At 73.6% G+C, this 24,509-nt stretch carries 26 protein-coding genes and 1 pseudogene; 16 read left to right on the forward strand and 11 right to left on the reverse strand.

All coding sequences use genetic code 11. From position 1 onward, the window contains the following. Positions 1–189 precede the first annotated feature (189 nt). The 4 genes from ACZ7KX_RS07280 (at position 190) to ACZ7KX_RS07295 (ending at position 2,964) form a co-directional block, all read left to right on the forward strand. A complete protein-coding gene (locus ACZ7KX_RS07280; RefSeq protein WP_045699258.1) occupies positions 190–399 on the forward strand; it encodes a helix-turn-helix domain-containing protein in 210 nt (69 codons plus the stop codon). Between the two features lie 190 nt (positions 400–589). Next, positions 590–688 (forward strand): 30S ribosomal protein bS22, encoded by a 99-nt coding sequence (locus ACZ7KX_RS07285; RefSeq protein WP_003948845.1) that lies wholly within the window; start codon positions 590–592, stop codon positions 686–688. A 151-nt stretch (positions 689–839) separates the two neighbouring features. After that, on the forward strand, positions 840–1,949 hold the full coding sequence (locus ACZ7KX_RS07290; protein WP_470325920.1) for an NAD-dependent epimerase/dehydratase family protein: 1,110 nt from the start codon (positions 840–842) through the stop codon (positions 1,947–1,949). A 7-nt stretch (positions 1,950–1,956) separates the two neighbouring features. Further along, the gene (locus ACZ7KX_RS07295) at positions 1,957–2,964 is read left to right on the forward strand and encodes a lysophospholipid acyltransferase family protein (protein WP_470325704.1); all 1,008 of its coding nucleotides are present in this window, start codon (positions 1,957–1,959) and stop codon (positions 2,962–2,964) included. A gap of 105 nt (positions 2,965–3,069) precedes the next feature. Here ACZ7KX_RS07295 and ACZ7KX_RS07300 read toward each other — a convergent pair whose 3' ends face one another. The 3 genes from ACZ7KX_RS07300 to ACZ7KX_RS07310 form a co-directional block, all read right to left on the reverse strand. Continuing rightward, entirely contained in the window at positions 3,070–4,365 is a 1,296-nt protein-coding gene (locus tag ACZ7KX_RS07300; RefSeq protein ID WP_470325705.1) for a DUF5667 domain-containing protein, read from the reverse strand. 270 nt (positions 4,366–4,635) lie between these two features. Further along, positions 4,636–5,457: an ECF subfamily RNA polymerase sigma factor, BldN family gene (locus ACZ7KX_RS07305; RefSeq protein ID WP_470325921.1), complete on the reverse strand. Its 822-nt coding sequence runs from the start codon at positions 5,455–5,457 to the stop codon at positions 4,636–4,638. 581 nt (positions 5,458–6,038) lie between these two features. Then, positions 6,039–7,076 carry an HAD family hydrolase gene (locus ACZ7KX_RS07310; RefSeq protein WP_470325706.1) on the reverse strand — a complete coding sequence of 346 codons (1,038 nt, stop codon included), beginning with the start codon at positions 7,074–7,076 and terminating at the stop codon, positions 6,039–6,041. Positions 7,077–7,188: 112 nt separating this feature from the next. Here ACZ7KX_RS07310 and ACZ7KX_RS07315 point away from each other — a divergent pair, with 112 nt between their 5' ends. The 7 genes from ACZ7KX_RS07315 (at position 7,189) to hemB (ending at position 14,496) form a co-directional block, all read left to right on the forward strand. After that, positions 7,189–7,464, forward strand: a complete 276-nt coding sequence (locus ACZ7KX_RS07315; RefSeq protein WP_470325707.1) for a glutaredoxin family protein — start codon at positions 7,189–7,191, stop codon at positions 7,462–7,464. 160 nt (positions 7,465–7,624) lie between these two features. Next, positions 7,625–8,371: a 3'-5' exonuclease gene (locus tag ACZ7KX_RS07320; protein ID WP_470325708.1), complete on the forward strand. Its 747-nt coding sequence runs from the start codon at positions 7,625–7,627 to the stop codon at positions 8,369–8,371. A gap of 107 nt (positions 8,372–8,478) precedes the next feature. Next, positions 8,479–9,375, forward strand: coding sequence for a redox-sensing transcriptional repressor Rex (locus tag ACZ7KX_RS07325; RefSeq protein WP_470325922.1), 897 nt, complete (start codon positions 8,479–8,481; stop codon positions 9,373–9,375). Positions 9,376–9,400: 25 nt separating this feature from the next. Beyond that, on the forward strand, positions 9,401–10,744 hold the full coding sequence (locus ACZ7KX_RS07330; RefSeq protein WP_470325709.1) for a glutamyl-tRNA reductase: 1,344 nt from the start codon (positions 9,401–9,403) through the stop codon (positions 10,742–10,744). Positions 10,745–10,785: 41 nt separating this feature from the next. Beyond that, the gene (hemC, locus tag ACZ7KX_RS07335; protein ID WP_470325710.1) at positions 10,786–11,793 is read left to right on the forward strand and encodes a hydroxymethylbilane synthase; all 1,008 of its coding nucleotides are present in this window, start codon (positions 10,786–10,788) and stop codon (positions 11,791–11,793) included. Continuing rightward, entirely contained in the window at positions 11,790–13,439 is a 1,650-nt protein-coding gene (locus ACZ7KX_RS07340) for a bifunctional uroporphyrinogen-III C-methyltransferase/uroporphyrinogen-III synthase (RefSeq protein ID WP_470325711.1), read from the forward strand. The genes hemC and ACZ7KX_RS07340 overlap by 4 nt, the downstream gene beginning before the upstream one ends. A 76-nt stretch (positions 13,440–13,515) precedes the next feature. Further along, positions 13,516–14,496 carry a porphobilinogen synthase gene (hemB, locus tag ACZ7KX_RS07345; RefSeq protein WP_470325712.1) on the forward strand — a complete coding sequence of 327 codons (981 nt, stop codon included), beginning with the start codon at positions 13,516–13,518 and terminating at the stop codon, positions 14,494–14,496. Positions 14,497–14,566: 70 nt separating this feature from the next. Here the strand turns inward: hemB and ACZ7KX_RS07350 are convergent, their stop codons facing one another. The 3 genes from ACZ7KX_RS07350 to ACZ7KX_RS07360 form a co-directional block, all read right to left on the reverse strand. Next, entirely contained in the window at positions 14,567–14,833 is a 267-nt protein-coding gene (locus ACZ7KX_RS07350; RefSeq protein WP_396548989.1) for a hypothetical protein, read from the reverse strand. 212 nt (positions 14,834–15,045) lie between these two features. Beyond that, positions 15,046–15,390, reverse strand: a complete 345-nt coding sequence (locus tag ACZ7KX_RS07355) for a rodlet layer protein (protein ID WP_121174808.1) — start codon at positions 15,388–15,390, stop codon at positions 15,046–15,048. Between the two features lie 82 nt (positions 15,391–15,472). Continuing rightward, a complete protein-coding gene (locus ACZ7KX_RS07360; protein ID WP_030232098.1) occupies positions 15,473–15,817 on the reverse strand; it encodes a hypothetical protein in 345 nt (114 codons plus the stop codon). A 298-nt stretch (positions 15,818–16,115) separates the two neighbouring features. On the opposite strand from ACZ7KX_RS07360, the gene ACZ7KX_RS07365 reads away from it, so the two are divergent. Next, positions 16,116–16,835, forward strand: coding sequence for a hypothetical protein (locus tag ACZ7KX_RS07365; RefSeq protein WP_470325713.1), 720 nt, complete (start codon positions 16,116–16,118; stop codon positions 16,833–16,835). A 109-nt stretch (positions 16,836–16,944) separates the two neighbouring features. Here ACZ7KX_RS07365 and ACZ7KX_RS07370 read toward each other — a convergent pair whose 3' ends face one another. From ACZ7KX_RS07370 to ACZ7KX_RS07380, 3 genes are all read right to left on the reverse strand, one after another. Continuing rightward, a complete protein-coding gene (locus ACZ7KX_RS07370) occupies positions 16,945–17,334 on the reverse strand; it encodes a hypothetical protein (RefSeq protein WP_350521604.1) in 390 nt (129 codons plus the stop codon). A 107-nt stretch (positions 17,335–17,441) separates the two neighbouring features. Further along, positions 17,442–17,711, reverse strand: coding sequence for a chaplin (locus tag ACZ7KX_RS07375; RefSeq protein WP_350521603.1), 270 nt, complete (start codon positions 17,709–17,711; stop codon positions 17,442–17,444). A 109-nt stretch (positions 17,712–17,820) separates the two neighbouring features. Next, positions 17,821–18,063 (reverse strand): chaplin, encoded by a 243-nt coding sequence (locus tag ACZ7KX_RS07380; protein ID WP_350521602.1) that lies wholly within the window; start codon positions 18,061–18,063, stop codon positions 17,821–17,823. Between the two features lie 573 nt (positions 18,064–18,636). Here ACZ7KX_RS07380 and ACZ7KX_RS07385 point away from each other — a divergent pair. Together ACZ7KX_RS07385 and ACZ7KX_RS07390 are read left to right on the forward strand one after the other, a co-directional pair. Continuing rightward, positions 18,637–18,876, forward strand: coding sequence for a chaplin (locus ACZ7KX_RS07385; protein ID WP_350521601.1), 240 nt, complete (start codon positions 18,637–18,639; stop codon positions 18,874–18,876). Positions 18,877–19,180: 304 nt separating this feature from the next. Then, entirely contained in the window at positions 19,181–20,824 is a 1,644-nt protein-coding gene (locus ACZ7KX_RS07390) for an RICIN domain-containing protein (RefSeq protein ID WP_470325714.1), read from the forward strand. Between the two features lie 18 nt (positions 20,825–20,842). Here the strand turns inward: ACZ7KX_RS07390 and ACZ7KX_RS07395 are convergent. Further along, a pseudogene (locus ACZ7KX_RS07395) lies at positions 20,843–21,431 on the reverse strand (DUF4291 domain-containing protein). 159 nt (positions 21,432–21,590) lie between these two features. On the opposite strand from ACZ7KX_RS07395, the gene ACZ7KX_RS07400 reads away from it, so the two are divergent. Both ACZ7KX_RS07400 and ACZ7KX_RS07405 read left to right on the forward strand, forming a co-directional pair. After that, a complete protein-coding gene (locus tag ACZ7KX_RS07400; protein ID WP_470325715.1) occupies positions 21,591–22,901 on the forward strand; it encodes a glycosyltransferase family 39 protein in 1,311 nt (436 codons plus the stop codon). A gap of 63 nt (positions 22,902–22,964) precedes the next feature. Continuing rightward, positions 22,965–23,453 carry a MarR family winged helix-turn-helix transcriptional regulator gene (locus tag ACZ7KX_RS07405; RefSeq protein ID WP_470325716.1) on the forward strand — a complete coding sequence of 163 codons (489 nt, stop codon included), beginning with the start codon at positions 22,965–22,967 and terminating at the stop codon, positions 23,451–23,453. 135 nt (positions 23,454–23,588) lie between these two features. Here ACZ7KX_RS07405 and ACZ7KX_RS07410 read toward each other — a convergent pair whose 3' ends face one another. Further along, positions 23,589–24,071: a hypothetical protein gene (locus tag ACZ7KX_RS07410; protein ID WP_078589103.1), complete on the reverse strand. Its 483-nt coding sequence runs from the start codon at positions 24,069–24,071 to the stop codon at positions 23,589–23,591. Positions 24,072–24,509: the final 438 nt, after the last annotated feature.

Here is a 24,509-nt window from a genome sequence, read left to right on the forward strand (position 1 = left end):
GTACGCGGGGCGGTCCGATCCGCCGATCGGCTACGTACTGCAACAGTCCTATCTCTCACCGTACGAGGACTGCACCTCCCCTCTTCCCACTGGTACCACGCATAACTACTCTGGGGATACACGTGTGCCGGTGGAGTCACCGGAGGGGAAGCCGGTGCCTTGCACACGGGTAAGGGTCGGGTGATGGTCATGAGTTCCGTGGAGCGTCCCCTGCAGGAAGTCGTCTTCCTGACCGTGGCGGAGGTCGCCGCGGTCATGCGGGTGTCCAAGATGACGGTGTACCGCCTGGTGCACAGCGGCGAGCTGCCGGCCATCCGGGTCGGACGGTCCTTCCGGGTGCCCCAGCAGGCGGTGCACGAGTACCTCAAGGAGTCGTACGTGCGGCTTGAGAGCGCGTAGCACCGGGCCGGCGGAGCCGGATCCGCAGCCGCGGATCCGGCTCCGTTCGCCCCGGATTTCCCGCGAGTTTCCCGGTTGCCGGGAGTGCGATTTACAGCCCCGGCCACGCGGACGGTAGGCTAGGCCCTCACGTCAGTCGTATGGACTCCGTCTCTCACGGACGAGAGTCTCAGTGAGCGAGGGTTGTTCCGTGGGCTCTGTCATCAAGAAGCGTCGCAAGCGTATGGCCAAGAAGAAGCACCGCAAGCTTCTGAAGCGGACCCGCGTGCAGCGTCGCAACAAGAAGTAAGCGCCCCCGGCCGCGCCCAGCGCGCCCAGCGCTTCCACCGCCCGCCCGGGCCCTCGCGGCCCGGGCGGGCGGTGTCGTTTCACGGCCCGGCGGGGCGGCGCGGTACGGTGCACGCAGGCCGCTCGGGTCGAGGGAAATGGGGTGCAGCACCGTGGGCGTGGTCGTGCTCGTCACCGGCGTGGCACGCCATCTCGGTGCCCGCTTCGTCGCCGAGGTCCGCCGCCGTCCGGGTGTGGACCTGGTCGTCGGCGTGGACGTGCAGCCGCCCGGGACGCCGGCCGAGGAGCCGCCCGGCCCGGCCGCCCCGTACCGCTTCCACCAGCTCGACCTGCGCCGACCGGCGCTGTCCCGGGTGCTCGCCGAGCACCAGGTGGACACCGTGGTGCACCTCAGCGTCAGCGCCACCGGCCTGGGCTCCACCAACCGCTCCGCGGTGAAGGAGGCCAACGTCATCGGCACCATGCAGCTGCTCGGCGCCTGCCAGAAGGCGCCAGGGGTGCGCCGGCTGGTGGTGAAGTCCACCACCGGCGTGTACGGCTCCGCCCCCCGCGACCCGGCGGTGTTCAGCGAACGGATCCAGCCGAAGACCCCGCCCGGCGGTGGCTTCGCCAAGGACGCCTCGGAGGTCGAGGGCTACGTCCGCGGCTTCTCCCGGCGCCGCCCGGACGTCGCGGTGACGGTGCTGCGCTTCGCCAACATCGTCGGCCCGAACCCGGACACCCCGCTCAGCGAGTACTTCGCGCTGCCGGTGCTGCCGACCGTCCTCGGCTACGACCCCAGGCTGCAGTTCGTCCACGAGGACGACGCCGTCGCCGTGCTCTGCCGGGCCGTCGGCGAGCCCGAGCCGGGCACCGTCAACACCGGCACCTTCAACGTGGCGGGGGAGGGCGTCCTGCTGCTCTCCCAGTGCGCCCGCCGGCTGGGCCGGCCCACCCTGCCGCTGCTGCTGCCCGCGGTCAGCTGGATGGCCGTCCTGGCCCGCCAGACCCGGCTGGTGGACGTCTCGCCCGAGCAGCTGCGGCTGCTCACCCACGGCCGGGTGGTGGACACCACGCGGCTGCGCGAGACCTTCGGCTACCGCCCGGCGTTCACCACCCCCGAGGCCTTCGCCGACTTCGCCGCCGCCGTGGGCCCGGGCCTGCTGCCGCCCGAGCGGCTGGCCGCCGTCGCCGACCGGCTGGCCGCGCTGCTCGGCCCGGAGGGGGCCGACCCCGCCGCGCCGGGCGCCGTACCGAACCGCCCCCGCCGACCGAGGAGCTGAACCCGCGATGAGTGCCGCAGCCGAGAACGCGTCGGGCGAGGCCAAGGTGATCCCGATCGAATCCGCCCCCAGCTGGACCGGACCCGAGGGCCCCGGCCTGGCCGACCGGCTCGCCGGGGCGGTCGGCGGGGCGCTGTCGGGGCCGCTCGGCCCGGCGGCCGCCCGGCTGTTCGGCAAGGGGTGGGAGGGTCGCGCCGCGGAGGGGCTCGCCTTCCTGCGCCGCCGGGTCACCGGGGACTACGAGGTGGACGAGTTCGGCTTCGACCGCGAGCTCACCGAGGAGGTGCTGCTCTCCCTGCTGCGTCCGCTGGCCGAGAAGTACTTCCGGATCGACGTCCAGGGCGTGGAGAACATCCCGGCCGAGGGCGGCGCGCTGATCGTCGCCAACCACTCGGGGACGATCCCGCTGGACGCGCTGATGACCCAGGTGGTCATCCACGACCACCACCCGAACCGGCGGCACCTGCGGATGCTCGCCGCCGACCTGGTCTTCGTGCTGCCCGGCGTCAACGAGCTGGCCCGCAAGGCCGGCCACACCCTGGCCTGCAACGAGGACGCGCAGGCGCTGCTGGAGCGCGGCGAGGTGGTCGGGGTCTGGCCGGAGGGCTTCAAGGGCATCGGCAAGCCCTTCTCCGAGCGCTACAAGCTGCAGCGGTTCGGCCGCGGCGGCTTCGTGGCCTCGGCGCTGCGGGCGCGGGTGCCGATCGTGCCGTGCTCGATCGTCGGGGCGGAGGAGACCTACCCGATGATCGGCAACGTGAAGACGCTGGCCCGGTTGCTGGGCCTGCCGTACGTGCCGATCACGCCGACCTTCCCCTGGCTGGGCCCGCTCGGGGTGCTGCCGCTGCCGACCAAGTGGACGATCCGCTTCGGCGAGCCGATCGCCACCGACGGGTACCCGGCAGAGGCGGCGGACGACCCGATGCTGGTCTTCGACCTGGCCGACGAGGTGCGCGAGACCATCCAGCACACGCTCTACCAGCTGCTGGTGCAGCGGCGCTCGGTGTTCTTCTGACCCCTTCCCCGTGCGGGAGGCCGGAAGGACCGCCGTACGGGAGCACGGAACGGGCCCGGCGGATATCGCACTCCGCAGGGCCCGCTCCGTGCCGTCGGTGTGCCGTCAGCCGCCGAGGATCCGCAGCCCGGGCAGCAGGCCCGGGACCAGCGGGGGAACCTCGACGCCCTGCTGCCGGGCCCCGTCCGGGACACCGGGGGTGCCGGACGGCTGCGGCACCTGCGGCGGGGCCGCGTCGGCGCTCGGCGAGGGCTTGGCGCCGGTGAGCCCGTTGGTGAGGTCGCCGACCAGCCCGTTGACGGCGTCCGGGGCGCTGGTGGGCAGGGTGCTCGGCAGGCCGGCGCCCTTGCCGCCGCTGCCGGTCGCGCCGGCACCGGGGCCGACCGGGGCGGTGGTGCCGGGGCGGTTGCCGCCGGTGGCGCCGCTGTCCGGGGCCTGGCCGCCGCCCTGCGTGGCGCCGGAGCCGTCGGCCGGGGCACCGGCGGGGGAGCCGCCCGTCGAGTCGGCGGAGCCGCCGCCCGCTCCGGAGCCCGGCGACCCACCGTTCTTGCCGGAGGGCTGGACCAGGCGCAGGGGCGCGACGTCCTCGCTTATGTCGTCGAAGAGCTGGCTCACCAGGGAGGCCTGCTGGGTGAGCTGGGAGGGCAGCTTGCCCTGCAGCTCGGTCCAGCGGCCGTCCTCGTCGTGGGCGAAGCCGGCCAGCGCGCGCATCGGGTCGAGCGACCCGTTGCTGCGGTAGACCGAGCGCAGCAGCTCGCGGCCCTTGAGGGCGTCCGCGTGCATGTCGTCCAGGGCGCGGCGGACCTGCTCGACGGTGGCCGGGCTCAGTGCGCCGGCCGGGCCGGTGCGGCCGACCAGGACCTTGGCCTCGCCGAGCCGGGTGGCGGCGTTGTCGAGCAGCAGCTCACCGCGCTCGGCGTCGGAGCCGGCGAAGTCGAGCCGCAGCCCTTCGAGGCCGCGCTTCAGCCCGTACAGCGTGTCCCCGGGAACCGCTCCGGTGCTCGCGGCGGCCGCACCGGCCAGGCTGCCGACGGCGAGCCCGGCGACGAGTCCGCCGATCGCGAACCGGCGGCTCCACCGGCCGCGCGGCGCCGACCGGATCGCCCGGTGGCGGCGCTGGCGGGGCACCGCGGCGCCCGGTCCGCCGGCGAAGGCCTGCTCGAACGCGGCCATCAGCTGGGCGCGTTGGACCGTCCGGACCTCCCGGTCCAGTACCGGTCCGGGCAGCGCTCCCAGCACGTCGGTCAGGCCGACCAGTTCGGCCATCGCGGCCGAACCGGGGCCGGTGCCTGCGGTGTTGGCCGATTCCGCGTCGGTTGCAGCGCGTTGCTCCGTCCGGTGGGCCTCCAGCGCCTCGGCGAAGGCCTTCGCCCGCCGGTGCTCCAGCACGTTTGCCGTCACGGGCCACACCTCCCTTCGTCGTTGTCGACACCCTGGCCCGCCGGACGGTTGCCCCGGCTGGCCAAAGCCACTCCATCGGGTGACGGGTCGCAATTCGGCTTGACCGTACGCCTGGTGGAGGCTTGCACGCTGGCCAACGATCGGTGCGGGCGGTCGGTTACGCACGGCTGATCATCGGACCGACCGTTCACTCTGACGTGTCGGTCGGGCGTGGACGGTGACGGCCGGCCGGGCGGCCCTCCGGCTGTGTCCCCCGCGGTCACGGTCGGCTCATCGGGCGTCGGGCGGCAGCAGCCGCGCCAGCGTCCGTACGGCGCGGTACTGGAGGGTCTTGATGGCGCCCTCGTTCTTGCCCATGATCCGGGCGGTCTCCGCGACCGAGAGTCCCTGCAGGAAGCGCAGGGTGACGCACTCCTGCTGCTGCGGGTTGAGCCGGCGCACCGCGTCCAGCAGGGCGGCGTTGGAGAGCGACTCCAGCACCGACTCCTCCGGGCTGCGCTCGCACTCGTTGGAGTCGAGCATCTCGCCGGTGGTGACCTCCAGCCGGAAGCGGCTGGACTTGAAGTGGTCGGCGACCAGGTTGCGGGCGATGGTGACCAGCCAGGCGCCGAAGTCCCGGCCCTGCCAGGTGAAGGTGCCGATCCGGCGCAGCGCGCGCAGGAACGTCTCGCTGGTGAGGTCCTCGGCCGTGGCCCGGCTGCCGACCCGGTAGTAGATGTACCGGTAGACGGTGTCCGCGTAGTGGTCGTAGAGCCGGCCGAAGGCCTCGCTCTCGCCGGCCTGGGCCCGCTCGACCAGCTCCATGATCGGGTTGTGCTCGGTCTCGTAGCCGGGGCCGGTCGCGGTCCGGGAGCGGCCGCGCCCGAGGCCGGCGCCGCCGGTGCGACCGCGCGAGCCGGTGCCGGCCGAGCCGGCGGCGGTGGTGCGCAGCGCCAGGCCGGGGCCGTGGTGGTGGCCGAACGACCCTCCGGCGGGCACGAGTTGGGGCGAGGCGGCGAGCTGGCTGCGGAGCAGGCTGCGCAGCAGGTCCAGGCCGGTGGAGATCTGCCGCTCGGCGGTGGGCCGGTCGTGGTGGCCGGTGCGGGGGCGCAGGGGCGCGGACGACGGGCGGGAGGGTGCAGGCGCGTCGTTCCGGACGGGTGGGTACACGGGACTCCCAGAGGCAGAACTGTGGACGGATCACCTCCGCCTGCGCGGAGAGCACTCCCCGAAGCGTCCGTTCGAGCGGGACGTGTGGGGACGTGCATCCAGGAGAGAATAACGCTTTGTGCAATGACAGCTACACCGTGTGGTCGAAGTGGTCGTTTGGGATCCATTTGTTGCGCATATTCGGCTGACACTGACCGGAGCTGTCGGCGTTCATCCGGCTCAACGTGATCGAACAGGCGCTCAGGGTGACCAATTCGGCGGTCCGGGGGGCCGTTTCCCAGCCTTGGGGCTCGGCAACCCCTGACTTTCCCGGTCTGGCGAACGATCAGAACCGGTCACCGGCTGACAGGTTCGCGCATCGGCCCTTGACCGTGTTGCGCCGGAAGGGAGTTCGCCCGTACGAGCGGCCAGGTCAGGGCCCTGGTTGACGTCCGGTCACCCGCGCGGGCGAGCGCGTCGGGTGACGCTGCGGGAGCCCGTGTGACGGCTCCGGCGGCGGAGTGCGGCGGAGGGCGGCGATGGCCTCAGGCGCGCCGGTGTCGCCGGTGCAGGGCCACCGCGGCCGCCGTCGCGCCCGCCAGCACCCCGACCGCGGCCGCCGCCGGCAGCCCCACCTTGGCCGCCTTCCGGCCGGTGCGGAAGTCCCGCACCCGCCACCCCTGGGCCCGGGCGTGGCGGCGCAGCGCGCCGTCCGGGTTCACCACGTACGGGTGGCCGACCAGCGAGAGCATCGGGATGTCGTTGGCCGAGTCGCTGTACGCGGCGCAGCGGTCGAGGTCGAGGCGCTCGCGGCGGGCCAGCGCCCGGACGGCGGCGGCCTTGGCCGGGCCGTGCAGCATGTCGCCGACGAGTCCGCCGGTGTAGAGGCCGTCCCGGGCCTCGGCGACGGTGCCGAGCGCGCCGGTCATGCCGAGCCGCCGGGCGATGATCCGGGCCACCTCCAGCGGGGCGGCGGTGACCAGCCAGACCCGCTGGCCGGCGTCCAGGTGCATCTGGACCAGCGCGCGGGTGCCCGGCCAGATCTTGTCCGCGACGACCGGTTCGAAGATCTCCTCGCAGATCTCCTCCAGGTCGGCGGTGCGCTTGCCGGCGACGATGCCGAGGGCGGTGTTCCGGGCGTCCGAGATGTGGTCCGGGTCCTCGGCGCCGTGCAGCCGGAACCAGGCCTGCTGCCAGGCGAACCGGGCGATGTCGCGGCGGGTGAGGAAGCCGCGGCGGAAGAGGCCGACGCCGAGGTAGAAGATCGCGGCGCCGCGCAGGATGGTGTTGTCGCAGTCGAAGAAGGCGGCGGCGCGGGGGTCGTCCTGGTCCGGGGTGTGGTTCCCGGCCGGGGCCTTGGGCGCCTTCCCGGGCTTGGCCGGGGCCTGGCCGTCCGCGGCGGCCGGTGCGTCCCCGGTGGTCGGGGTGTCCCCGGCGGCCTGCGCGTCCGCCCCGGGGGCGTCCGCCACTCCGGGCTCGGCCCGCAGCGCGGCCTCCGCCGCCTCGGCCGCGGCCTCGCCCGCCAGGGCGCTCCGCTCGCTGGTGGAACGTCTTGCCTGGGTGAGCCTTCGGAGCACGGCCATGGCACCGAGCATAGCCAGCCGGGCGCGGAGCGGCCGTGACGGTGCCGTGCCCGTGAGGTGAACAGCTCCACCGCGCGCGGGGGCGGGCGCCCCGTGGGCGCAGAATGGGGCGGTGAGCCCACTGCTGCGACGTAAGAGCCCCGATCCCACGGACCGTACCGTGACCCTGGTCGGCAAGCCCGGCTGCCACCTGTGCGACGAGGCCCGCGAGGTGATCGTCCGGGTGGCGGGCGAGCTGGGGGCGTCCTTCGAGGAGAAGGACATCACCCAGGACGAGGAGCTGTACCGCCGCTACTGGGAGCAGATCCCGGTCACCCTGGTCGACGGGCGCCAGCACGACTTCTGGCGGGTCGACGAGCGCCGGCTGCGCGCGGCCCTGGGCGGCTGACGGCCCGGCGCGGGTGCTCGCGCCCCCGCCACTCGGCGGGGGCGCTTCGCCGAATCGTTGCCAAAGACACTCCGTTTCGGCCCCGGCCGGGGCGCCTTGGTCGGCTTACGATCGAACGCGTTTGCGCCCGTGGGGGGCTGAGCACACGAGGAGTGCCGCCATGCTTCCCGGTCCGACCCCCGGCACGCCCGAAGCCCCGTCCGGGGCCCGGGGCTTCGCCGTGGTGGACGTGGAGGCGACCGGCCGCAGCCCGTGGCGGCACCGCGTGGTCGAGGTCGCGGTCGTGCTGCTCGACGAGCGGCTGTGCCCGGAGGGCGAGTTCGCCACCCTGCTGGACCCGCTGGGCCCGGTCGGCCCGACCCATGTGCACCGGATACGCCAGTGCGACGTCGAGGGCGCCCCGCGCTTCCGCGAGATCGCCCCGCAGCTGCTGGAGCTGCTGGCCGGCCGGGTGCTGGTCGGCCATCACGTCAGCTGCGACCACGCCTTCCTCGATCGCGAGTTCGCCCGGATCGGGGTGCCGCTGCCGCCCGTCCCGCTGCTGTGCACGATGCGACTGGCCCGCGCCCACCTGCCGGAGGCCCGCAGCCACGGCCTGGCGGCCTGCGTGGAGGCGGCGGGCCTGGGCTGGTACCCGGCGCACACCGCCCTCGGCGACGCCCGGGTGACGGCCGAGCTGCTGCGGCACTGCCTGGGCGCCCCCTCCTGTCCGCCGGGCGACTGGGCGGGCCCGCTGCGCGAGGCGGCCCGGGTGCCCTGGCCGCGGCTGGGCGGGGCCCGCTCCGGCCCGTCCGGCGCGGCCGTCCCGCTGCTGCGCCGGGAGGCGCCGTACGGCCCCTGGCTGCCCGGTGCGCAGGCCCCGGAGGTCGTTCTGACACACGCCGGTGCTATGGGCTCGATGGCGTGATGCGCATCACTGTGCGGGGACAAATCGGACACCATCTTTGTGCACACGTTCACAAACGCATAGCCTGGCTGCCAAAGCCCAGCTTCACCCACAGGAGCACCGTGGCAATCGGCCGATCACCACAGAGCAGTTCGCAGACGCCCGACCAGGGCGCCGCGCGCCGACCCTCGCGTGCCCGGGGCATCCCGGAGGCGACCGTCGCCCGCCTGCCCCTCTACCTGCGGGCCCTCACCGCGCTCTCCGAGCGCTCGGTGCCGACCGTCTCCTCCGAGGAGCTGGCCGCCGCGGCCGGCGTGAACTCGGCCAAGCTCCGCAAGGACTTCTCCTACCTCGGGTCCTACGGCACCCGCGGCGTCGGCTACGACGTCGAGTACCTCGTCTACCAGATCTCCCGCGAGCTCGGCCTGACCCAGGACTGGCCGGTCGTCATCGTGGGCATCGGGAACCTCGGCCACGCCCTCGCCAACTACGGCGGCTTCGCCTCCCGCGGCTTCCGGGTGGCCGCCCTGCTCGACGCCGACCCCAACGTGGTCGGCACCAGTGCGGCCGGGCTGCCGGTGCGCCACATGGACGAGCTGGAGTCGATCGTCGAGAGCCAGCACGTCTCCATCGGTGTGATCACCACCCCGCCCGGTGCCGCCCAGCAGGTCTGCGACCGGCTGGTCGAGGCGGGCGTCACCAGCATCCTGAACTTCGCCCCGACCGTGCTGACCGTTCCGGACGGCGTGGACGTGCGCAAGGTGGACCTCTCCATCGAGCTGCAGATCCTGGCCTTCCACGAGCAGCGCAAGGCCGGCGAGGAGCCGGACGACCGCGCCGAGTCGGTGCTCGACCGCGCTCCCGGCCCGGTCCGCGCCGCCGCCGCCAAGCTGCGGCGTGCGGCCGGCGGCAGCGGCAAGGGCCGCGGCACCGCCGAGTCGACGGCGAAGGACCAGGCCGAGCAGGCCAAGGGAACGGCCGCCAAGGGCGGCGACGGGGATCTCTCCGCGGTGATGCCCGCATGAACACCGAGAGCTGTGGGGGGCGGGCATGAGCCTTCTCGTCGTAGGGCTGAGCCATCGCACGGCCCCGGTCGGGGTGCTGGAGCGCGCCGCGCTGACCGGCGACGTGCCGACCCGGCTGCTGCACGACGCGGCCGCCACCGCGACCGTCGCCGAGGCCGCGCTGCTGAACACCTGCAACCGGATCGAGCTGTACGCGGACGTGGACAAGTTCCACGCCGGCGTCGCCGAACTGTCGCTGCTGCTCGCCCACCACAGCGGGGTGGACCTGGAGGAGCTGACCTCCCACCTGTACGTCCACTACGAGGACCGCGCCGTCCACCACCTCTTCTCGGTGGCCTGCGGCCTGGACTCGATGGTGGTGGGCGAGGGCCAGATCCTCGGCCAGCTGCGCGACGCCCTGGCCAAGGCCCAGGAGGAGCACACCGCCGGGCGCGACCTGAACGAGCTGTTCCAGCAGGCGCTGCGGGTCGGCAAGCGGGCGCACAGCGAGACCGGCATCGACAAGGCCGGCCAGTCGCTGGTCACCTTCGGCCTGGAGCAGGTCGCGGCGGGCGCGGGCGAGATCGCCGGCAAGCGCGCACTGGTCGTCGGCGCCGGCTCGATGAGCTCGCTGGCCGCCGCCACCCTGGTCCGCTCCGGCGTGACCGACCTGCTGATCGCCAACCGTACGGCCGCCCGCGCCGAGCGGCTGGTCGAGATCCTCGGCCCGGACGTCGCCCGCGCCCTGGACCTCGCCAAGGTGCCGGAGGCGCTGGCCGACGTCGACCTGGTGATCTCCTGCACCGGCGCGGCCGGCGTGGTGGTCAAGGCCGAGGACGTGGCCGCCGCCGTCGCCCTGCGCCCGGCCGACCGGGGCCCGCTCGCCCTGCTCGACCTGGCCATGCCGCGCGACGTCGACCACGCCGTCCACGAGCTGGACGGCGCCCTGCTGGTCGACCTGGAGAGCCTCTCCCACGCGCACGCCGCCACCCCCGGCGCCGGCGACGTCGACCAGGTCACCCGGATCGTCGCCGACGAGGTGACGGCCTTCGGCGCCGCCCAGCGGGCCGCCCGGATCGCGCCGACCGTGGTCGCGCTGCGCTCGATGGCCTCCGACGTGGTCGCCGCCGAGCTCGGCCGGCTGGAGGCCCGGCTGCCCGACCTGGACGACCGCTCCCGCGCCGAGATCGGCCAGACCGTCCGCCGCGTCGTCGACAAGCTGCTGCACGCCCCGACCGTCCGGGTGAAGCAGCTGGCCGCCGAGCCCGGCGGCGCCTCCTACGCGGAGGCCCTGCGCGAGCTGTTCGACCTCGACCCGGCCGCCGTGCACGCGGTGTCCGGGACGCCCGTCGGCGGCGCGCCCCAGCCCTCCGCCGGGGGCACCAGATGAACCGTCAGCCATCCCACGAGTACCACCGGGACGATCACCCCATGAATGGTCAACCGATCACGGAGCAGCCCTCGGCCGCCGCACCCCTGCGGCTCGGCACCCGGCGCAGCGCCCTCGCCATGGCCCAGTCGGGCATGGTGGCCCGCGAGGTGACCAGGGTCACCGGGCGCCCCGTCGAGCTGGTCGAGATCACCACTTACGGCGACACCTCACGGGAGGCGCTGGCGCAGATCGGCGGCACCGGCGTGTTCGTTTCCGCGCTGCGGGACGCACTGCTGGAGGGCCGGATCGACTTCGCCGTGCACTCGCTCAAGGACCTGCCCACCGCCGCCCCCGCGGGCCTGGCGCTGGCCGCCGTCCCCGAGCGCGAGGACGTCCGGGACGCCCTGGTCGCGGCCGAGGGCCTGACCCTGGACGAGCTGGTGGAGAAGCTGGCCGGCTCCGGCCGCCCGGCCCGGATCGGCACCGGCTCGCCGCGCCGGATGGCGCAGCTGAACGCCTGGGCCGCCGCCCGCGGCGCCCAGCTGGAGACCGTCGCGATCCGCGGCAACGTGGACACCCGGATCGGCTACGTGACCGGCGGCGAGCTGGACGCGGTGGTGCTGGCGACGGCCGGCCTGAACCGGCTCGGCCGCAGCGCCGAGATCTCCCAGCACCTCGACCCCGAGCTGATGATCCCGGCCCCCGGCCAGGGCGCGCTCGCGATCGAGTGCGCCACCGCCGACACCGAACTGACCGCCGCGCTCGCGGCCCTGGACCACGCCCCCACCCGGGTCGCCGTGGCCGCCGAGCGCGCCCTGCTGGCCACCCTGGAGGCCGGCTGCTCGGCACCGGTGGCCGCGCTGGCCACCTGGGGCCGGCAGAACGAACTGCGGCTGGACGGCGTGGTCGGCAACCCCGACGGCTCCGCCCTGCTGAAGATGTCCGCCAACGGTCCGATCGTCCTCGACGAGTCCGCCGAGCAGCAGGCGGCGGCCCTCGGCCGCGCGCTGGCTGACCGGCTGCTCGACGGGGGCGCGGCCGCCCTGATGGGGGAGCGAGCCCGATGAGCCCCACCGCCGCCACCGATGCCCTGTTCCCCGCCGGGCAGCCCGCCACCGGACGGTGCACCTTCCTGGGCGCGGGCCCCGGGGACCCGGGCCTGCTGACCCTGCGCGCGGTCGAGGTGCTGTCCACCGCCGACGTCCTGGTCGCCGACCCGCTGACCGCCGCCGCCGTGCGCAGCCACTGCCCGGCCGCCGTGCAGGTGCACGACCCGGCCGCCGAGGGCGCCGAGTTCGACCTGGCCAAGGTGCTCGCCGAGGCGGTCCGCTCGGGCAAGCACGTGGTCCGCACCGTCGACGGCGACCCGGGCCTGGACGGCTGCGCCGCCGAGGAGATGCTCAGCTGCGCGGGCGACGGGATCCCCTTCGAGGTGATCCCGGGCGTCGCCCAGTCGGTCGGCGTCCCGGCCTACGCCGGCGTCCCGCTGCGGGCCGGGGCCGGCACCGACGTGCGCTTCGTGGACGGTGCCCAGCTGCTGTCCGGCGGCCCGGTGGACCTGGGCGCGCCGGAGACCACCCTGGTGGTCCGCACCACCCTGGGCCAGCTGCCGGCCACCGCCGCCGCGCTGGTCTCCAACGGCCGCAAGCCGGAGTCCGCGCTCAGCGCGACGCTCTCCGGCACCACCACCCGCCAGCGGACCTTCACCTCCACGCTGTCCGCCATCGCGGCCGACCTGAAGGCCGCCCGGGTGCTGCCCTCGCCGGTCTCCGCGCCGGTCGACCCGGCCACCTCGGTGATAGCCGTGGTGGGCGAGCAGGTCGCCCACCGGGCCTCGCACTCGTGGTTCGAGACCAAGCCGCTGTTCGGCTGGAACGTCCTCGTGCCGCGCACCAAGGAGCAGGCCACCGGCCTGTCCGAGCAGCTGCGCTCGTACGGCGCGGTGCCGCAGGAGGTGCCGACCATCGCGGTCGAGCCGCCGCGCACCCCGCAGCAGATGGAGCGGGCCATCAAGGGCCTGGTCACCGGCCGCTACGAGTGGATCGCCTTCACCTCGGTGAACGCGGTGCGCGCCGTCCGGGAGAAGTTCGAGGAGTACGGCCTGGACGCCCGCGCGTTCGCCGGCATCAAGGTCGCGGCGGTCGGCGAGACCACCGCGCAGGCCCTGGTGGACTTCGGCGTGAAGCCGGACCTGGTGCCGTCCGGCGAGCAGTCCGCCGCCGGTCTGCTGGAGGACTGGCCGCCGTACGACCCGGTCTTCGACCCGATCGACCGGGTGCTGCTGCCGCGCGCCGACATCGCCACCGAGACCCTGGTGGCCGGCCTGGTCGAGCTCGGCTGGGAGGTCGACGACGTGACGGCGTACCGGACGGTGCGCGCCTCGCCGCCGCCGGCCGAGACCCGTGAGGCGATCAAGGGCGGCGGCTTCGACGCGGTGCTGTTCACCTCGTCCTCGACCGTCCGGAACCTGGTCGGCATCGCGGGCAAGCCGCACAACGTCACGGTCATCGCCTGCATCGGCCCGGCCACCGCCAAGACCGCCGAGGAGCACGGCCTGCGGGTCGACGTGATGGCCCCCGCGCCGTCGGCGGCCGCGCTGGCCCAGGCACTGGCAGACTTCGGGGCGAAGCGCCGTGACACCGCGACGGCCGCGGGCGAGCCGGTCTACCGGCCCAGCGAGCGCCGTCCGGGTTCGCGCCGCAAGGCCCGCTGAGGGCCTGCCCCGACCCCCGGCCGGGGGCGGCGAGCCGTCGCCCCCGGCACTGCACAACCGTTCGGAGAGAGAAGCCGTGTCCGCTGAATTCCCGTACGTACGCCCCCGTCGGCTGCGCCAGAGCCCGGCGATGCGCCGCCTGGTGGCCGAGACCAGGCTGCACCCGGCGGAGCTGATCCTGCCGCTGTTCGTCCGCGAGGGCGTCAGCGAGCCCGTCCCGGTCAGTTCGATGCCGGGCGTGGTCCAGCACACCCGTGACACCCTGCGCAAGGCCGTCGTGGAGGCGGCCGAGGCGGGTCTGGGCGGCGTCATGCTGTTCGGCGTCCCCGAGGTGCAGGACGCGATCGGCAGCGAGGGCACCAACCCGGACGGCATCCTGCAGCAGGCGATCCGGGACGTGGTCTCCGAGGTCGGCGACTCGCTGGTGGTCATGTCGGACCTCTGCCTGGACGAGTACACCGACCACGGCCACTGCGGCGTGCTGGCCGCCGACGGCAGCGTGGACAACGACGCCACCCTGGAGCGCTACGCCGAGATGGCCCGGGTGCAGGCCGACGCGGGCGTCCACCTGGTCGGCCCCTCCGGCATGATGGACGGCCAGATCGGCGTCGTCCGGCGGGCGCTGGACGAGGCGGGCCACCAGGACGTGGGCATCCTCGCCTACACCGCCAAGTACGCCTCGGCCTTCTTCGGCCCGTTCCGCGAGGCCGTGGGCTCCTCGCTCAAGGGCGACCGCAAGGCCTACCAGCAGGACCCGGCGAACGCCCGCGAGGCGCTGCGCGAGCTGGAGCAGGACCTCGCCGAGGGCGCCGACCTGGTGATGGTCAAGCCGGCCATGGCCTACCTGGACATCCTGCGCCAGGTCGCCGACGCCTCCCCGGTGCCGGTCTCCGCCTACCAGGTGTCCGGCGAGTACGCGATGGTCGAGGCGGCCGCCGCGAACGGCTGGATCGACCGGGAGCGGATGATCATGGAGACGCTCACCTCGATCCGCCGGGCCGGCGCCGAGCAGATCCTCACCTACTGGGCCGTCGAGGCCGCCGCGATGCTCAAGTAGCCGGCGCGGCGGCAGGGCGTACGGAAGGCCGGGCGGCTCCCACGGGAGCGGCCCGGCCTTCCGCGTCCGGCTAGTTCCAGCCGGCGATGTGCGCGAAGCCCTCGCCGCCGCCCACCAGGTCGGTGGAGGTGGCCGCGCCGCCGCCGAAGCCGCCGGCGGCGATGTCGGAGGTGTGGGCGACGCCCCAGCCCCCGCCGGCCACGAACGGCTGGTCGGCCGAGGCGGCGATGCCCTCGCCGCCCGCGAGGCCGACGTGGGCGAACGCCGGGGTGGCGGCACCCGCGAGCGCCAGCGCGGCGGTGGCGGTCAGGGCGGCCTTGGCCAGCTTGCTCTTCATGGATCTGCCCTCTCTCTGGGAGCGCCCCCGCGGGCGCTCTGCGTCTGACTCGTGATCACAGCCCGTCCGTCCGGCCCGGCGCCCCACGCGCCCGGCCGGACGGACGGTCACCCGGTCGGGCCGGGCGCCCGTCCGGACTTCTCGGCCCGCAAGCCCGGAGGGCCCGGGGAGACCTTCCTCCCCGGGCCCTCCGTCCGTGCCATGCCCCTTGATCAGCCGATCAGGTGCGAGACACCCGCGTCGCCCGAGGACTGGGTGTTCTGGCCGACGTTGCAGATCTGCTTCGGGGTGCTGTTCAGGACCGGGACCTCGACCGGAACCGCGACACCGATGACCGCGACGGCGATGTTGTGGACCTCCGGCAGGCAGATGTTCGCGTTGTCCAGGGTGTGGAAGTTCGGGCTGCCGTTGCCGTGGGTGCCGGTCTGGTTGGTGCCGCCGTTGCCCTGGACGGAGGTGGCGGCGCCGTCCGAGTCGACGATGGCGGAGGCCGAGCCGGCGGACATCGCGATGGCGGCGGCGGCCAGGCCGGCGGCGGCGAGGGACTTCTTGATCATTTCCGGTTTTCCTCTCGGGGGTGAATCGGGGAGCGATTCGTGGGGTGGATCGGAGGGGTGGTGCAGGGAGCTGAACGGAGCGTCAGCCGATCAGGTGGGACACGCCCGCGTCACCGTGGCTCTGGGTGCCCTGGCCCTGGGTGCAGTACTGCTTGCCGCCGCTGTTGGCGATCGGGACCTCGACCGGGACGGCCACGCCGAGCACGCCGACGGCGATGTTGTGGATCTCGGGGAGGCAGACGTTCGCGTTGTCCAGGAAGTGGAAGTTCGGGCTGTTGTTCCCGACCGTCCCGGTGAAGTTGGTGCCGCCGTTGCCCTCGATGGAGGCGGCGGCGCCGTCCGCGTCACCGATGGCCGAGGCGGGCGCGGCGGCGGCGGCCAGCGCGGCGACGGCCAGGCCGGCAGCGGCGAAGGACTTCTGGATCATGGGGAGATCCCTCTCTGAAATGCTCTTGGATTCCTTGCGTACAACGCGTAGAACGCTCAGACCCGGTCTGCAGTCACTGACGTCCAGATCAAAGAATGACGGCACGGAAGGTTACGGGGATTTTTGAAAAGAGTCCGGGAGGCGCGACGAAGGATGGTTTCCGGTCGGATTATTAGGCCGAACCGGCTAACCGGCGCAATCCGCACTCCCGGTCACTCGTTGAGCAGATTGCTTTCCGGCTGCGCCCGCGCAGCCTTCCTCAGTGATCCCCAGTACGGACAGCAGAACGGTGAAAAGCATGAAGTTCTCCAAGCGGGCCGGCGCGATGCTGCTGGCGGTCGGTGCGGGCATGCTCGCCTCCCAGGGGCCGGCCTCCGCCGCCCCGGTCGGCCCCGACCAGGTCGGAGCCCTGGAGGACGCGCTGGCCACCCAGCAGGTCCCGGCGGAGGTGCCGCTCACCCCGCTGGGCAGCCGGCTGTCGGCCGGCATCCCGACCTCGCTGCTCATGCCGCCGGTGCCCGGCCGGACCACCAGCACCAGCACCGAACTGATCCCGGAGCGGATCGTCCCCCAGCTGAGCACCGGCAAGGTCGGCCCGAGCGCCAAGGCCGAGCTGCCGCTCCCGCTGCTCGACCAGGGCGCCGACCTCGGCCAGGTGCTGCTGGACGCCCCGGCCGCCCCGCTGCACGCCGACACCCCCGGCGTCACCCTCGGCAAGCCGCTCTCGCTCGCCCAGGACGGCGCCGGCCAGCTCGCCGGCGGTCGGCTGAAGGTCGACGAGGTCGACCCGCGCCTGCTCACCGGTGCCGTGCAGGCCGTCCCGGGGGCCAACGCCAGCCTCGGCGGCGACGACCACCGGCTCTCCGTCACCGACGAGGTGAACGACCTGACCACGACCACCGCCGCGACCGCCACCGAGGTGGTGGGCCAGAGCGGACTGGCCGACCCGGCGGCCACCACCGCCACCGCCACCGGGGCGCTCCGGCAGACCGGGCTGACCGACCTGACCCGGCTCTGACCGGCGCCGGGCACGCCGGGGGCCCGGCACGACGGGAGCCCGGCACCCCGCTCACCGCGCGGGGTGCCGGGCTCCGGCGCGTGCGCCGCCCGGTCGGACGCGGCGCCCGTCAGCCGGGCAGGACGCCGGTCAGCCCGCCGACCAGCGGGAGGTCCTTGACCCCGCCGCCCGCACTCAGCGGGCCGGTCAGCGTCCCGGTGCCGACCGGGGCGAGGCCCTGGTCCGGCTGGACGGTCGCGCCGTTGTTGAGCACGTCGGCGGAGGAGTTGGCCCACGGGTCCAGGCGCAGGCTCTTGATCGGCGCGACGCCGTAGCCGAGACCGGAGGTCGTCCCGTTCAGCGCCTGGCCGACGTCGGTCCTGGCCAGCGTGGCCGGGCCGGCGGGCGCCTGGCCCGCCGGGGCGGTGGCGGCCTGCGCCGAGCCCGCGCCGAGCAGCACCGCGGCACCGACGGCGGCGGCCAGGCCGGCCCCGCTCTTCTTCGAAACCATGCGGATCATCACCCTTCGGTGGATCGGGGGTCCCGGACGGCCGTCCGGGGATGCCGAACTGCCCCCCGGCCGACTGGTCGGGGGGCAGGACGGCCGGAACACGTGCCGATCGGGGATCAGCAGTTGTCCGCCGGCGGCGGAGGCAGCTCGACGTTGGCGCAGCTGTTGCCGAACGCGGGGTTCAGCAGGCCGATCACGTCGATGGAGTTGCCGCACAGGTTGACCGGGATGTGCACCGGAACCTGGATCTGGTTGCCGGAGGCGACACCGGGGGAGCCGGCGGCGACGCCCTCGGCGCCCGAGCTCGCGGCGGCGGAGCCCGCCGCGCCCAGCACCAGGCCGGCAGCGGCGGCGGAGAGGACGGCGGCCTTCTTCACGTTCTGCATGGGGGTTGATCTCCTCGATCACACACGGGGGGAGCGTGCCGCGCCCCGGCAGTGCGGGGCGCGGCAAGGGCTCGGTGAATCAGCTGTCGCCGGTGCGGCGACCGCGGGTTCAGCCGATGTTGGCGCAGGAGTTGCCGAACGCCGGGTTCAGGATGCTGATGACCCCGATGCTGTTGCCGCAGACGTTGAGCGGGATGTGCACCGGGATCTGGATCTGGTTGCCGGAGAGCACGCCGGGGGAGCCGGCGGCCACGCCCTGGGCACCGGAGCTGGCGAACGCGCCGCCGGCGGCACCGAGCACGAGGCCGGTGGTGGCCAGGGACAGCACGGCGGCCTTCTTGAAGTTACGCATCGTTCTTCCTCCGATTTCTGCCCGACGGAAGGGAATTGTCGGGATCCGGGCGAGCACGAATACTCGCCCGCTGGTTTCAGGGATTGCCGTGATTGTCACTCGGACGGCGCACACCGGCGTGTTCCGCCCATGGCTCGGGCGTGGACGCAGCCGCCGTGTTGCAGCGCCTCTCGAAACCGCTCCCGCACGGCCGGGAACGGCTCGGACAAAGGCGCGACCGGGCGGAATTCCCGGTCAGACGTTCCGGCGGGGATTGCCGGACGCCGCGTTCGTGGGGCCCGCCACGTCGATCGAGCCGCCGGTGGCCGCGGTGCCGACGGGGCCGTGGGCGAGGTAGTGCATGGACGTGCTCGATTCGTGTGTAGGGGGCCGGATGGACCGGGTTCCGTCAGGGAGAACGAGGCACGGCGCGCGGGGAAACGGCCCGTCCGAAGCCGATCACCCGAATGCCGACCGGGGGCGCCGTTGCTCCGGACGGGTGACAGTGTGCGCACCGTCGCAACCGGTCCGGGCAGGTGTCGTTCTTGATGTCGCACTCCCCGTGCATCTCTGTTGAACAGTCAGGAGGCTCGCATGAGCATCAAGAAGACCGCCGCCGTCGGCGCGGCCGTGGTGGGCATCGTGGCCGCCGGCGCCGGCACCGCGATGGCCAGCTCCGGCGCCGAGGGCGTCGCCGCCGGTTCCCCCGGTGTCATCTCGGGCAACCAGATCCAGGTTCCGGTGCACGTGCCGGTCAACCTGTGCGGCAACACCATCGACATCGTGGGCCTGCTGAACCCGGCGTTCGGCAACCACTGCGCCAACGTGGGCTGAGCCCGCACCCGGTTCGGCCGGTGCGAGCCGCCGTTCCGCGCTTCCCTCCTGGGGTGCGGGGCGGCGGCTCTTCGTCGTGCCCGGAATCGTCGTGCCGCATCGTGGCGCCCGGAATCGTGGTGCCGGATCGTGGCGCCGGGAATCCGTCGGCACGTCAGGTCCCGGCTTGGTCCCAAGCCTTGTTGTGTTACTTGTCAGTTCCTAGAATCCGAGTCCTGCTCACCTTTTCAGCTCCTCCCTTGCTCCGCGCCGCTCGGCGCCCCCGCCCGGGCGGTCCCCCCACCCCCCCCGCAAGGAGACGCGTGTGATCAGGTCCCGCCTGTCGGCGGCGCTCGCCACCGGCGCCCTCGTCGTCACCCTCGGCCTGGCCGGCGCCCCCGCCGCCCTCGCCGATCCCGCACCCGCCCCGGCCCCGGCACCCGGCGCCGCCAGACCGGCCGCGGTCGTCGCCCTCGGCGACAGCGCCATCTCCGGGGAGGGCGCCGGCACCGACACCAACGACGGCTACTTCCCGGAGACCGACAGCCCCACCAACTACTGCCACCGGCACCCCAAGTCGGAGATCTTCGTCACCGACATCCCCGGTGTCACCCCGATCGACCTCGCCTGCTCCGGCGCCCAGACCGGCGACCTGGTCAGCGACCCCGAGCTGGCCAAGGTCACCGGCCCGGGCAGCGGCGACTTCGGCGAGCCCAAGCAGGACGTCAAGCTCGCCGACGTGGCGTCCAAGTACGACGTCAAGCTGGTCGTGGTGACGATCGGCGCCAACGACGACTTCGACTTCAGCGGCGTCATGATGCACTGCCTGGCGCAGTACTTCCCGGTCCCCAAGGACCAGGGCTGCCGCGACACCATCGGCAGCGACGAGATCCGCCGGCGGGCCGAGGGCGTCCGGCCCAAGGTCGTCGCGGCGCTGCAGAACATCCGTCAGACCATGCGCAAGGCGGGCTACGCCGACTCCGCGTACCAGCTGGTCTACCAGTCGTACTTCAATCCGATCACCCCGGACATCCGGCGCAACGACTACCTCGGCAAGATCGCCGACGGCTGCCCGGCCTTCCCCGAGGACCTCGCCTGGGGCCACAACTGGGTGGTCCCGACCTTCAGCGACGCGCTGCGCGGCGCCGCCGAGCAGGTCCCCGGCGTCCGGTACCTGGACCAGCGGCGGGTCGCCTTCGGGCACGAGGTCTGCGCGGAGTGGACCAGCTCCCCGTACGAGTACAGCAACGGGGACGTCATCAACCTCTCCGAGTGGGCGCGCAACGGCTGCGACTCGCAGATCGGCATCCCCGGGCTGTGCATGAACATGGTCCGCCAGTCGTACCACCTGCGGGTGGCCGGCTACCGCGGCGAGGGCGTCTGCCTCGGCCAGTTCTACGCCCGGCCCGAGCTGAGCCAGGCCTACTGCTCGCTCAACCAGCAGAACACCACGTCGATCCAGCCGCTCACCCCGGGCAAGCCCTTCGGGGACGTCCCCGAGGACGGCGCCTGGTACCAGCTGACCAACGCGGCCACCGGCAACGTCCTGGACCTCACCGGCGGCGGCACCTACGGCGACTCGACCAACGGCCGGGCCGCCATCAGCTACCCGGCCGGCGGCGGGCTGAACCAGTCCTTCGTGCTGGAGGCCAAGGCCGGCGGCAGCTACGAGCTCGACTTCAGCGGCAACCGCGACATGTGCCTGGACGCCAACGCGGCCTCCACCGCCCCCGGCACCCGGATCCAGCAGTGGCGCTGCAACGGCGGCGGCAACCAGCACTGGGTGTTCGAGCCGGCCGGCGACGGCCGCTACAAGATCGCCGACTCCCAGGACCCGGGCAAGGTCCTGGCCGCCGGCAGCACCGTGGACGCCAAGGGCAACCCGTACGTCCAGCTCGCCACCGACACCGGCTCCGCCGACCAGCTCTGGCAGCTCACCAAGCTCGGTATCGTCTACGTCAAGGGCTGACCCGCCCCTCGGCACCGCTCAGGCCGTCGCCGCCCCCAACCGGGCGGCGACGGCCGCGCTCGTCGGGTACGGCGTCTCGGCCGGCAGCAGGGCGGGGTCCCGCTCCAGCCGCACCCGTTCGGCCAGCGCGGTGACGTCCGTGATGCGCCGGATCCACTCGTCCGCGTACCGCCGCACAGCCTCGCCGCGCAGCCCGACCTGGATCGCCCGGTGGTCCAGCGGCTGCAGGCGGAGGTCGCGGTCCGGGTCCCCACTGCACCCGCACCGGGCTCTGCCGCAGTTCCCGCTTCCACGCCGCCCGCGACTCGTGCACCCGGCCGGTGTAGGCGCTGAGCACCGCCCGCTCCAGCGCCCAGTCGAAGCCCTCCCGGCTGATCTCCAGCGCCAGCACCCGCTCCTGCCCGGCGCTCCTCCCCCAGTCGCTGCGGTGCATCGTCCAGAGGAAGGACGGCTTGATCCAGGTCATCCGGTCGCGCTCGAACGCCGCCGGGAAGCGCCCCTCGGCCGCCGCGGGTCCGGCGATCGCCGACGGGAAGGCCTGGTAGACCGTGATCGTTGCGGCGGTGTGCGCGGCCCGGATCCGGCGCGTCGACGGAGTGTTCGGCATGTCCGCAATCGTCGCGGGTGCCGCCGTCGGGGTGCCATCGGATTTCCCGCCGTGGCGGGGGACGGCCGGCCCGGTCCGGGACGTGCCGTAGGCTCACGGGAAAATCGTTGCGCCGGAGCCGCGCGGACCACGGGCGGGGCGGGGGAGTACCCAGAGCAGATGAGCACGGCATCGAGCACCGAGTCGTCCGGCACCGAGTCGTCCGGCACCGAGTCGTCCGGCACCGAGCCCACGGCGCCCGCCGCGGCGACGCCGGCGCCGTCCGAGGACCGGACGGGCCGCGCGCCCGGGCGGTTCGGGGCGCTGGTGGACCGCTTCGCGCCCGCGCTGGGCGCGTACGCGGTGGTCAAGGCCATCGGCCTGACCGTCTTCATGCTGCTGCTCTCGCACACCGGCGACTACCTGAACAAGCAGCCCGGCCGCGGCGGCGGCGCCAACCCCTGGGACGTGCTGAGCACCTGGGACGGCGTCTGGTACCAGCGGATCGCCGAGAACGGCTACCACCCGCAGCTGATCCCGCTGCACGGCTTCCCGCTGGCCACGTACTACGAGAACTCGGCCGCCTTCTTCCCGCTCTACCCCTGGCTGATGCGGCTGGTCGGCACGGTCACCGGGCTCGGTTCGTACGGCTCCGGGATCGTGGTCTCGGTGCTCGCCTCGCTGGTCGCGGCGGCCGGGATCTTCGCGATCGCCGAGCGGCTCGGCGGCTTCCGGGCGGGCGTGACGGCCGCGGCGCTCTGGGCCCTGTTCCCGGGCTCCGGCGTGGAGTGGGCGGTCTACTCGGACTCGCTGTTCGTCGCGCTGTCCGCCTGGGCCTGCTACTGCGTGATGACCCGCCGCTGGCTGACCGCCGGCGTGCTGGCGCTGGTGGCGGGCCTCAACCGGCCGACCGCCGCCGCACTGATCGCCGCCGTCTCGATCGCCGCGCTGGTCGCGCTGGTGCGCCGCACGGACGGGGTGGCCCGCCCGCTGACCGCGATGCTGATCACCCCCTGGGGCCTGATCGGCTACGTCGCCTGGGTCGGCTGGAAGATGGGCGACTGGGGCGGCTACTTCAAGCTCCAGCGGGGCGCGTGGAACCGCTACTTCGACGGCGGCGCCTCCACGCTCCGCACGATCATGGACGTGATCACCGGGCACTGGGACTTCTGGCAGTCCAACCCCGTCCCGGACCTGATCGCCATCGCCCTGCTGATCGCCCTGCCCGGCCTGCTGGTGCTGCTGTGGCGCGCCCGGCCGCCGCTGGTCCTGTGGGTCTACACCGCGCTCACCATCGCCACCGCGCTGAGCAGCAACCAGATCTTCGGCAACATCTCGCGCTACCTGCTGCCGGCCTTCCCGCTCTGCATCGGCCTGGCGTTCGCGCTGCGCCGGGTGCGGACCTCCTCGCTGGTCGGGCTGTTCGCGATGCCCGCCATCGCGGCCGGCTGGTACGCCGGCTATGCGCTGTTCGAGTTGGGCATCCCGTAGACCCGGCGTTGGTTGTCAACGGGATCATCCGGCAGCAGACGGGCCGTTGCTAATCTCGGACGTATGACGACGACCCCGCCCGTGCGCGAGATCCGCGACATCTCCGGCCTGCTGGACCACGCGAGCCACGTGCTGGCGACCAGGATGGCGGCCGCCTTCGCCGAGCTCGGGATCACCCCGCGCGCGTACTGCGTGCTGTTCCACGCGCAGGAGGCGGAGCGCACCCAGATCCAGCTGGCCGAGCTGGCGGACCTGGACAAGACCACCATGGTGGTCACCGTCGACGAGCTGGAGAAGGCGGGCCTGGCCGAGCGCCGCCCGTCCGCGACCGACCGCCGGGCCCGGATCATCTCGGTCACCGAGGCGGGCGAGCGCGCCGTCGCGGAGGGCACCGCGATCGCCGACCGGGTGCACCGCGAGCTGCTGGAGTCGCTGCCGCAGTCCGAGCGCGAGGTCTTCGTCTCCGCGCTGACCCACCTCGTGGGTGGCCACCTCGCGGAGCCGGTGGAGAGCGAACGCACCGTACGCCGCGCCCGCCGGGCCCGGGGCTGAGGGCCGCGCCGGGGCACGTGCCGAGCCCGCTGCCAGGCGGCCCGACCGTCCGTCAAGAGTCGACGGACCGTCAATCCGCCTCGTGCGCCGCCGAGTTCGTCGGCGCCGGAGTCCGGGCGGGTGTCCGAGCGGGCGTCAGGGCCAGACCAGGCAGTACAGCTGGTGGCCGGCCTCGTGCAGCCGGTTGGCGAAGTCCTGCCACTCGTGCAGCATGCTGTAGATGACGAAGGCGTCCCGCGGCCCGCGCCGGTCCGGGACGGTGGACCAGATGAAGGCGGCGGCGCCGAGCTCGGTCTCGTCGGCCTTGCGGAGCGGCTCGACCACGTTGTGGGGGAGCTGCACGACGGCGTAGTCCGGGTGCAGCACGACGAGTTCCAGCGGGGGCACCTGGTGCAGCGGCACGCCCTGGATGCCGGTGAGGACCATGGCGCTCATGGTCTCCGGTTTGATCTTGGTGGAGAGGTGGCCGGTGGGGGAGCCGCTGGTCTCCATCAGGTCGCCGAGCCGCCCCAGCGAGCCGAGTTCCCCGGCGTCCAGACCGAGCCCGCCCGGGCCGAGGGCGGTGGGAACCCTGGCGGCGGTCGCGCGGTCAGGGGCACCGAAGTACTTGTACGTCACCCCCACGCGTCCCTCACCCCGCCTCTCGCCGCCGCGGCGACCACGTCCCGTACCCGCTCCCGTACCCCCGCGTGCGGCCTCGGCAGGCCGGCGGGAGCCCCCCGCGGCCTCGTCGTAGCCGTCCTGCGCCTCGGACACTCGGACCATCCTCACCGGAATTCGCCGGAATCGACAGACCCCCGCACGCCCGGCGTCCCTCCGGACGTGCTCCTTACCCGTCATGCGCCGCCGTACCCACTTGCGGGCCGTACCCACCAGCGGCGCACAGCAGTCCTCTTCACACCCCTGCACACAACCGGAGCACTCGCGCACTCTGTGTGCACAGTCTGACTGGTCCGTGCTCGGGAGCAGTCAGCGCCCCCGTCCGTACGGACTGTACGGACAACCGTACAGACAACGAGTGCCCGGATCATCGTTCCAGATGATCGGGTCCGACAT

It is taken from the genome of Kitasatospora sp. NPDC038210 (assembly GCF_055600605.1).

Coding starts and splice junctions, on each gene's coding strand:
- ACZ7KX_RS07375 (WP_350521603.1), bottom strand. CDS start 17,711: ATGCAGAACGTGAAGAAGGCCGCCGTCCTCTCCGCCGCCGCTGCCGGC.
- ACZ7KX_RS07355 (WP_121174808.1), bottom strand. CDS start 15,390: ATGATCAAGAAGTCCCTCGCCGCCGCCGGCCTGGCCGCCGCCGCCATC.
- ACZ7KX_RS07365 (WP_470325713.1), top strand. CDS start 16,116: ATGAAGTTCTCCAAGCGGGCCGGCGCGATGCTGCTGGCGGTCGGTGCG.
- ACZ7KX_RS07295 (WP_470325704.1), top strand. CDS start 1,957: ATGAGTGCCGCAGCCGAGAACGCGTCGGGCGAGGCCAAGGTGATCCCG.
- ACZ7KX_RS07350 (WP_396548989.1), bottom strand. CDS start 14,833: ATGAAGAGCAAGCTGGCCAAGGCCGCCCTGACCGCCACCGCCGCGCTG.
- ACZ7KX_RS07340 (WP_470325711.1), top strand. CDS start 11,790: ATGAGCCCCACCGCCGCCACCGATGCCCTGTTCCCCGCCGGGCAGCCC.
- ACZ7KX_RS07370 (WP_350521604.1), bottom strand. CDS start 17,334: ATGATCCGCATGGTTTCGAAGAAGAGCGGGGCCGGCCTGGCCGCCGCC.
- ACZ7KX_RS07385 (WP_350521601.1), top strand. CDS start 18,637: ATGAGCATCAAGAAGACCGCCGCCGTCGGCGCGGCCGTGGTGGGCATC.
- ACZ7KX_RS07310 (WP_470325706.1), bottom strand. CDS start 7,076: ATGGCCGTGCTCCGAAGGCTCACCCAGGCAAGACGTTCCACCAGCGAG.
- ACZ7KX_RS07405 (WP_470325716.1), top strand. CDS start 22,965: ATGACGACGACCCCGCCCGTGCGCGAGATCCGCGACATCTCCGGCCTG.
- ACZ7KX_RS07380 (WP_350521602.1), bottom strand. CDS start 18,063: ATGCGTAACTTCAAGAAGGCCGCCGTGCTGTCCCTGGCCACCACCGGC.
- ACZ7KX_RS07360 (WP_030232098.1), bottom strand. CDS start 15,817: ATGATCCAGAAGTCCTTCGCCGCTGCCGGCCTGGCCGTCGCCGCGCTG.
- ACZ7KX_RS07330 (WP_470325709.1), top strand. CDS start 9,401: ATGAGCCTTCTCGTCGTAGGGCTGAGCCATCGCACGGCCCCGGTCGGG.
- ACZ7KX_RS07280 (WP_045699258.1), top strand. CDS start 190: ATGAGTTCCGTGGAGCGTCCCCTGCAGGAAGTCGTCTTCCTGACCGTG.
- ACZ7KX_RS07400 (WP_470325715.1), top strand. CDS start 21,591: ATGAGCACGGCATCGAGCACCGAGTCGTCCGGCACCGAGTCGTCCGGC.
- ACZ7KX_RS07320 (WP_470325708.1), top strand. CDS start 7,625: ATGCTTCCCGGTCCGACCCCCGGCACGCCCGAAGCCCCGTCCGGGGCC.
- hemC (WP_470325710.1), top strand. CDS start 10,786: ATGAATGGTCAACCGATCACGGAGCAGCCCTCGGCCGCCGCACCCCTG.